The sequence below is a fragment of the Amycolatopsis sp. SID8362 genome, assembly GCF_010550475.1.
GTDB classification, from domain to species: Bacteria; Actinomycetota; Actinomycetes; order Mycobacteriales; family Pseudonocardiaceae; genus Amycolatopsis; species Amycolatopsis eburnea.
In genome coordinates this window covers 1-7,650 of record NZ_JAAGNB010001272.1, presented here as the reverse complement: position 1 = coordinate 7,650, position 7,650 = coordinate 1, and the positions used below count along the sequence as shown (strand labels likewise).

The 7,650-nt window shown below is 71.4% G+C and carries 9 protein-coding genes and 1 pseudogene; 6 read left to right on the top strand and 4 right to left on the bottom strand.

Going from position 1 to position 7,650, the window contains the following annotated elements; all coding sequences use genetic code 11:
- Positions 1 to 366, bottom strand: a pseudogene (locus G3I65_RS39370) (molybdopterin molybdenumtransferase MoeA); the annotation flags it as partial.
- Between the two features lie 71 nt (positions 367 to 437).
- On the opposite strand from G3I65_RS39370, the gene G3I65_RS39365 reads away from it, so the two are divergent.
- The 5 genes from G3I65_RS39365 (at position 438) to groL (ending at position 5,484) form a co-directional block, all read left to right on the top strand.
- Positions 438 to 1,115: a TIGR00266 family protein gene (locus G3I65_RS39365; protein WP_160700589.1), complete on the top strand. Its 678-nt coding sequence runs from the start codon at positions 438 to 440 to the stop codon at positions 1,113 to 1,115.
- Positions 1,115 to 1,738 carry an AIM24 family protein gene (locus G3I65_RS39360; RefSeq protein ID WP_160700588.1) on the top strand — a complete coding sequence of 208 codons (624 nt, stop codon included), beginning with the start codon at positions 1,115 to 1,117 and terminating at the stop codon, positions 1,736 to 1,738. Before G3I65_RS39365 ends, G3I65_RS39360 begins: the two co-directional genes overlap by 1 nt.
- Positions 1,739 to 1,850: 112 nt before the next feature.
- Positions 1,851 to 2,057: a cold-shock protein gene (locus G3I65_RS39355; RefSeq protein ID WP_003085446.1), complete on the top strand. Its 207-nt coding sequence runs from the start codon at positions 1,851 to 1,853 to the stop codon at positions 2,055 to 2,057.
- Between the two features lie 65 nt (positions 2,058 to 2,122).
- On the top strand, positions 2,123 to 3,613 hold the full coding sequence (locus G3I65_RS39350) for a serine/threonine-protein kinase (RefSeq protein ID WP_309235935.1): 1,491 nt from the start codon (positions 2,123 to 2,125) through the stop codon (positions 3,611 to 3,613).
- 242 nt (positions 3,614 to 3,855) lie between these two features.
- Positions 3,856 to 5,484, top strand: a complete 1,629-nt coding sequence (groL, locus tag G3I65_RS39345) for a chaperonin GroEL (RefSeq protein WP_086857657.1) — start codon at positions 3,856 to 3,858, stop codon at positions 5,482 to 5,484.
- A 53-nt stretch (positions 5,485 to 5,537) separates the two neighbouring features.
- Here the strand turns inward: groL and G3I65_RS39340 are convergent, their stop codons facing one another.
- From G3I65_RS39340 to G3I65_RS39330, 3 genes are all read right to left on the bottom strand, one after another.
- The gene (locus tag G3I65_RS39340) at positions 5,538 to 5,861 is read right to left on the bottom strand and encodes a hypothetical protein (protein ID WP_160700587.1); all 324 of its coding nucleotides are present in this window, start codon (positions 5,859 to 5,861) and stop codon (positions 5,538 to 5,540) included.
- Between the two features lie 124 nt (positions 5,862 to 5,985).
- Positions 5,986 to 6,198 (bottom strand): PspC domain-containing protein, encoded by a 213-nt coding sequence (locus tag G3I65_RS39335; RefSeq protein WP_125308049.1) that lies wholly within the window; start codon positions 6,196 to 6,198, stop codon positions 5,986 to 5,988.
- 78 nt (positions 6,199 to 6,276) lie between these two features.
- Entirely contained in the window at positions 6,277 to 7,206 is a 930-nt protein-coding gene (locus G3I65_RS39330; protein ID WP_160700586.1) for an o-succinylbenzoate synthase, read from the bottom strand.
- A gap of 75 nt (positions 7,207 to 7,281) precedes the next feature.
- Here G3I65_RS39330 and G3I65_RS39325 point away from each other — a divergent pair.
- Positions 7,282 to 7,650 (top strand): winged helix-turn-helix domain-containing protein (locus G3I65_RS39325; protein ID WP_309235934.1); only part of this gene is annotated, 369 nt, incomplete at its 3' end.

Genomic DNA, 7,650 nt, shown 5'->3' with positions numbered 1-7,650 from the left:
CGCCGAGATCGTCACGGTCTCCGTGCCGCCGTCGGTGTCCTCCACCATCACCACGGCGTCGGCGCCGGGCGGCAGCGGGGCGCCGGTCATGATCCGGTGCGCGGTGCCCGGCTCGAGCGGCCGGACGTCGACCCGGCCGGCCGGGATGTCGTCGGCCACCGGCAGGGTGACCGGCGCCGCGGTGACGTCGGCGGCGCGGACCGCGTAGCCGTCCATCGCGGAGTTGTCGAAGGGCGGCAGGGACACGCCGGCCCGCACGTCTTCGGCCAGTACGAGGCCGGCGGCGGCGGCGAGGGGCAGTGCGGTCGCGGGGGCGGTGCCGAGGAGCTCGGCGACGCGGTCGCGGTAGTCGTCGACGGAGATCACCGGACCATCCTCCCCGCCTTTCGGGCTCGTGCAAGACTCTGCCCGTCACACGCACGCGATGGGGAGCAAGCATGCAGGTTCAGGTCCGTCAACAGCCTTCGTTCGCCGTCGCCCGGCTGATGCTGGCGCCCGGTGAGCCGTGCCAGGTCGAGTCCGGCGCGATGATGGCCACCAGCTACGGCGTGCAGGTCCAGTCGCAGGCGCAGGGCGGGATCATGAAGGGGCTGGGCCGCGCGTTCCTCGGCGGCGAGTCCTTCTTCATCTCCACCTTCACCGCGCCCCAGAACGGCGGCTGGGTCGACGTCGCCGCCAACCTGCCCGGCGACATCCAGGTGGTCCCGCTCGACGGCCGCACCGGCTGGGCCGTCACCCGCGGCTGCTGGCTCGCGTCGTCGCACGGCGTGCAGACCGAGACCAAGTGGGGCGGGATGAAGAACCTGATGGGCGGCGAAGGCGGGTTCCTGACCCACGCCACTGGCCAGGGCCAGCTGCTCGTCTCCTGCTACGGCGCGGTCGAGACGATCACGCTGCAGCAGGGCGAGATGGTCACCATCGACACCGGGCACGTCGTCGCGTACGCCGACACCGTGCAGTACCAGATCCGGAAGGTCGCGACCGGCATCATCCAGTCCATGAAGAGCGGCGAAGGCCTGGTGTTCGACTTCGTCGGCCCCGGTCAGATCATGACGCAGACGCGCAACCCGTCCGCGTTGGTGAGCTGGATCATCTCCCACGTCCCCTCCCGCTGATGCGCGTCCAGACCCGGCACACCCCCGCCTTCGGCGTCGCCCGCGTCCTGCTGGACCCGGGCGAGGCCGTGCAGGCGTCGCCCGAGACGTTGCTGGCCAGCCGGTTCGGGGTCACCGAAACGCCGGCCGGGCGCGGCGGCGTCCGCGCGAGCAAGGCGACGACGGTGGTCTACACCGCGCCGTCCGACGGCGGCTGGATCGACTTCGCGCCGCTGCGCCCCGGCGACGTCTACCCGCTGGACGTCGGCGGCGGCACGGGCTGGTCGGTGCACCGCGACGCGGTGCTGGTGCGGCCCTCGACGGTCCGGCACGACCCGAACTGGACGCCGTTGCAGCAGCTCTTCGGCGCGGACTCGGGGTTCCTCGAGCACTACAGCGGGACCGGCCCGCTCGTGCTGGCCGCGCCCGGCCCGGTGGACGCGTTCGAGCTGGGCAAGGGCGAGCTGGTCACGGTCCGGCCGGACTACCTGCTGGCCTACCCGGACACCGTCCAGTGCCGCCTGCGGGCGCTCGACCCGGGCGGCTCGCAGTCGCTCCGCAGCGGCGAAGGGCTCGCCGTCGACTTCGCGGGGCCGGGGACCGTGCTCGTGCACGCGCGGAACAGACGCCTTTCGGGCACGTGATCTTCGGACGAATTGCCCATTGCCGCGGACAATAATTCCGGTAGCGTGATTGGCACTTCCGCCGCTGGCCTCCGCTCGGGCCAGCGGATCCTTTGTGCTGAGGGAGGGCGCCGTGGCTGTCGGCACCGTCAAATGGTTCAACTCGGAAAAGGGCTACGGGTTCATCGAATCGACGGAGGGTCCGGACGTCTTCGTCCACTATTCGGCCATCCAGTCCGAAGGATTCCGCACTCTGGACGAAGGCGATCGCGTCGAGTTCGAAGTGCAGTCCGGCCGCGACGGTCGTAGCCAGGCAGCCGACGTGCGCAAGGTTTCGTAGCGGAGCCGGTCAGCTGATCGGTGAACCCCCGGCAGGCGCCGAACCTGGGGCGTTAGGCTGCGGGCGTGACAGGCGATGTGTCGGGGGACCTCACCGGTCGCCGGCTGGGCAACTACCGCATCGACGGGGTGCTCGGCAAGGGCGGCATGAGCGTCACCTACAAGGCCACGGACGTGCGTCTCGGCCGCAAGGTGGCGCTGAAGGTCATCGGTGACCACCTCGGGGCCGACGCCGAGTTCCGCGAGCGGTTCGTCGACGAGGCGCGCAACACCTCCGCGATCGACCACGCCAATGTGGTGCCGCTGTACGACTTCGGCGAGCTCGACGGCATGTTGTACATCGCCATGCGGATGGTCGACGGCGGTGACCTCGCCGGCCTGATCGCCGGCGGCCCGATCGCGCCCGCGCGCGCCCTGACCATGCTCGACCAGGTCGCGGACGCCCTCGACACCCTGCACAACCGTGGTCTGGTCCACCTGGACGTCAAGCCGGCGAACGTGCTCGTGACGAAGAAGGAGACGTCGCGCGAGCACGTGTACGTCGCCGACTTCGGCCTGACGCGCCGCGGCGCGACCGGCCACCGCACCCGCGGCGGCGACTTCCTCGGCTCGCCGACGTACGCGGCGCCGGAGCACCTGCGCGGGGAGCCGCTGGACGGGCGCACCGACCAGTACGCCCTGACGTGCGTCCTCTACGCCTGCCTGACCGGCAGCCCGCCGTTCAAGGGCGACGTCCCGACGGTGATCAAGGGCCACCTCAACGGCGAGCCGCCGTCGATCTCGCGCGCGGTCGCGCTGCCGCCGTCGATCGACGAGGTCGTCCGGCGCGGCATGGCCAAGAACCCGGCCGACCGCTACCCGAGCTGCGTGGAGATGGTCGCGGCCGCCCGCCGCGCGCTCGGCCAGCTGGCGACGTCCGACACCCCGCCGGGCCCGCCCGGGTCCAATTCGGGTGGAGTTCCCGCGCCGCACCGTCCTGGTCAGGTACAACAGGGGCCGCACCAGAACAGCGCACCGCAGGGAGAGGGGGCCCCCGTGCACCCGTACGGAGGACAGCAGCAGCCCGGCTACGGCCAGGGGCCCGGGGGGCCTGGAGGCCCTGGGGGCCCTGGGGGCCCGCCGCAGGGGATGCCGCCGCAGGGGCCGCCGCCCGGCTACGGCTACCCGCAGCAGCCGGGAATGCCGCCGCAGGGCCCGCCGCCGGGGTACGGCTACCCCCAGCAGCAGCCGGGGATGCCGCCGCAGGGCATGCCACCGCAGGGCTACGGCCAGGACCCGATGCGTCTGCGCCCGCCGATGCCCGCAGGCGGCGCGGGCGCGTTCCACCAGCCGAAGAGCGGTGGCGGCAAGAAGTGGATCTTCATCGTCCTCGGGCTGGTCGTCGTGGCCGGCCTCGTCGTGGGCGCGATCTTCCTGTTCTCGGACAGCGGCAGCGGTGGCGGCGGTGGCCAGACGACGGCCCCGAACATCCCGGTCGGCCCTGGTGGCTCGCAGACCAACCCGACGTCGTCGCTGAACGCGCCGCCGACGTCGATCAGCATCAAGCCGGGCAACTGATCGTGCGGCGCTGAGCAGGTCTTCTTGCACTCTCCCCCCGAGAGTGCTAAACACGGTCTTGGCACTCGACGCCGTCGAGTGCCAAAGGTCGGGACGGTGAGGCTGACCCCCACCCGGGTGCAGTCGTCCGTCGCGGGCACCGAGCCTGGCCGAGGAAAGAGTCCTGCTGCCGCCGCTGCAAGGCTGTGACATCGAACAGCGCAGCGCGGCGGTGGCGCCCAATACCGGAGGACCACACCGCAATGGCCAAACTGATCGCGTTCGACGAGGACGCCCGCCGCGGTCTCGAGCGCGGCTTGAACACCCTCGCCGAAGCCGTCAAGGTGACCCTCGGCCCGCGGGGCCGGAACGTCGTGCTCGAAAAGAAGTGGGGCGCGCCGACCATCACCAACGACGGTGTCTCCATCGCCAAGGAGATCGAGCTCGAGGACCCGTGGGAGAAGATCGGGGCCGAGCTCGTCAAGGAGGTCGCCAAGAAGACCGACGACGTCGCGGGTGACGGCACCACCACCGCCACCGTGCTCGCCCAGGCCCTCGTCCGCGAGGGGCTGCGCAACGTCGCCGCCGGCGCCGACCCCATCTCGCTCAAGCGTGGCATCGAGGCGGCCGTCGAGGCCGTCACCGAGCAGCTGCACAAGGCCGCCGTCCAGATCGAGACCAAGGAGCAGATCGCTGCTACCGCCTCGATCTCGGCCGCTGACCGCACCATCGGCGAGCTGATCGCCGAGGCGCTGGACAAGGTCGGCAAGGAAGGCGTCGTCACCGTCGAGGAGAGCAACACCTTCGGCCTCGAGCTCGAGCTCACCGAGGGCATGCGCTTCGACAAGGGCTACATCTCCGGTTACTTCGTGACCGACCCGGAGCGTCAGGAAGCCGAGCTCGAGGACCCGTACATCCTCCTCTTCGGCTCCAAGATCTCCACCGTCAAGGACGTGCTGCCGCTGCTGGAGAAGGTCATCCAGTCCGGCAAGCCGCTGCTGATCATCGCCGAGGACGTCGAGGGCGAGGCCCTGGCCACCCTCATCGTCAACAAGATGCGCGGCACCTTCAAGTCCGTCGCCGTCAAGGCCCCGGGCTTCGGTGACCGCCGCAAGGCGATCCTGCAGGACATCGCGATCCTGACCGGTGGCCAGGTCATCTCCGAGGACGTCGGCCTCAAGCTGGAGAACGCGGACCTGTCCCTGCTGGGCAAGGCCCGCAAGGCCGTCATCACCAAGGACGAGACGACCATCGTCGAGGGTGCGGGCGACGCCGACCAGATCCAGGGTCGCGTCAACCAGATCCGCGCCGAGATCGAGAACTCGGACTCGGACTACGACCGCGAGAAGCTGCAGGAGCGGCTCGCGAAGCTGGCCGGCGGCGTGGCCGTCATCAAGGCCGGCGCCGCGACCGAGGTCGAGCTCAAGGAGCGCAAGCACCGCATCGAGGACGCGGTGCGCAACGCGAAGGCCGCCGTGGAAGAGGGCATCGTCGCCGGTGGTGGCGTGGCCCTGATCCAGGCCGCCGAAGCCGCGTTCGCGGGCCTGAAGCTCGAGGGCGACGAGGCCACCGGTGCCAACATCGTCAAGGTGGCCGTCGAGGCCCCGCTCAAGCAGATCGCGATCAACGCCGGCCTCGAAGGCGGCGTCGTGGTGGAGAAGGTCAAGGGCCTGCCGCAGGGTCACGGCCTCAACGCCGCCACGGGTGTCTACGAGGACCTGCTCGCCGCCGGCGTGCCCGACCCGACGAAGGTCACCCGCTCCGCGCTGCAGAACGCCGCTTCCATCGCGGCGCTGTTCCTGACCACCGAGGCCGTCGTGGCGGACAAGCCGGAGAAGGCTTCGGCCGCTCCCGCCGACCCGTCCGGTGGCATGGGTGGCATGGACTTCTGAGTTCGGCCGCTTGACCGGAAAAGCCCGGTCCGCTTCGGCGGGCCGGGCTTTTCTCATGGCTTCGTGAAGAACCAGACGGCGTACGCACCCAAGATGACGACGCCGAGGGCGAGCACCCCCAGGCCCCCGAGCCAGGCGGTGCTCGCCTCCTCCGCTTCCAGCGCGACGACGATCGCCCCGATCCCGGTGAGCAGGATCCAGATCGCCAGCCCCGCGGCGGTGTAGAGCACGGTCTTGGTGACCGTCGTGCTGCCGGTGTCGTTGAACGCGAGCGCGAAGAACGCGGCGAAGGCGGTCAACCCCAGTCCCGCGATCAGGTAAAGCCCGCCGAGGATCCCGACGACGACCCTCGCGGCCGTTCTGCTCCCTTGATCCACGAAAGCGGACCCTAACCCCTCGAACGGGATCCGCCGGATCTTTTGCGCCGCCCGGTCTACCGTGCTCAGCCGAACGCACCCCCGGCGGGCACCGGTTCCCCCTGCGAACCGGCGCCCGCCACCGTCAGGAGTCCTCTTCCGGCGTCAGGATGGCGGCGGCGATGTAGATCGGGATCGCGATGCCGACCGAGAGGAACACGGCGGCGACCAGGCCGATGCGCAGCACGTTGGCGTCGATGCCGAGGTAGGTGGACCAGCCGCCGCAGACGCCGGTGAGCATCTTGTCGGACTTGCTGCGGCGGAGCTTCTTGGTGGGGGCGTACACGCTGTTCGTCATGGCTCAATACTGGCTCGCGGGCCACCCTGACCACATCCGGAACGGCCCGGACCCCGACCCTGAACTTCGGTCTCGGGGTCAGGTGAGCGCGCGCACGCGCGCCAGCCGGGCTTCCCATGCGGCCTGGACGTCCGGCGTGGCCGGGTAGACGTCCGCGGGCTCCGGCGCCCGGCGCGGCACCGGCAGGTAACCGTCCACAGGGGACAGTGACTCGGCGCAGACGTCCCCTTCCAGCAACGAAATCGTGCCGAGACCGCAAGCGAAGTCGAGCTCCGGGAGTGCGCCCGCGAGCGCCAGGCCCGCCGCGAGGCCGACGCTCGTCTCCACCGCCGACGACACCACGCACGGCAGCCCGCACGCCTCCGCGACCTCCAGCGCCCGCCGCACCCCGCCGAGCGGCGCCACCTTCAGGACCGCGATGTCCGCCGCGCCGGCGACCGCCACCTTCAGCGGGTCTTCCGCGCGGCGGATCGACTCGTCGGCGGCGATCCGGACGCCCACCCGGCGGCGCACCGCGGCCAGGTCGTCGATCGTCGGGCACGGCTGCTCGGCGTACTCCAGCCCGCCCGCCGCCTTGTCGAGGTCCGTGATCGCGCGGACCGCCGTGCCGACGTCCCAGGCCATGTTGGCGTCGACGCGGATCGCGCCGTCCGGGCCGAGCGCGTCGCGGACCGCCTCGACCCGGGCGCAGTCGTCCGCGAGGGAGACGCGCGGGTCCGCGACCTTCACCTTCGCCGTGCGGCAGCCGGACGCGCGCACGAGTTCGTACGCCTGCTCCGGCGGGACCACCGGGACGGTCGTGTTCACCTCGACCCGGTCGCGGACCGGGGCCGGCCAGCCTGCTTCGCTCGCTTCCAGCGCCGCACCCAGCCAGGGCACGCTCTCGGCGTCCGAGTAGTCGGCGAACGGGCAGAACTCGCCCCAGCCCGCCGGGCCGCGCAGCAGGACGCCCTCACGGACGGTGATGCCGCGGAACCGGGTGCGCAGGGGAATCGCGTAGACCTTCATCGACGCCGATCATGCCACCGTCCCAGGATCGGCGAACGGATGCAGAACCGCGCATCCGGAGGAGAGAATGACCCCGTGGTCCTCGATTTCCGCGTGCTGGGTCCGGCCGAGGTCACGGCCGACGGCCGCCCGGTACCGCTCGGGGGCAGCCGGCCGCTGATCGTGCTGGCCGGTCTTCTGCTGCGCGCGAACCGGGTCGTGCCGGTCGACGAGCTGGGCCGCTGGCTGTGGGACGACGACCGCCGCCGCTCCAAGGGCGCGCTCCAGACGTACGTGCTGCGCCTGCGCCGGGCGCTGGGCGACCAGGTCGCGATCCGCACCGAAAGCGGCGGCTACCTGATCGAGCTCGACGACGGGCTGCTCGACCTGTCCCGGTTCCGCGCGCTCGCCGCCCGCGGCAAGGCCGCGCACGACCGGGGCGAGAGCCGCCAGGCGGCCGCGCAC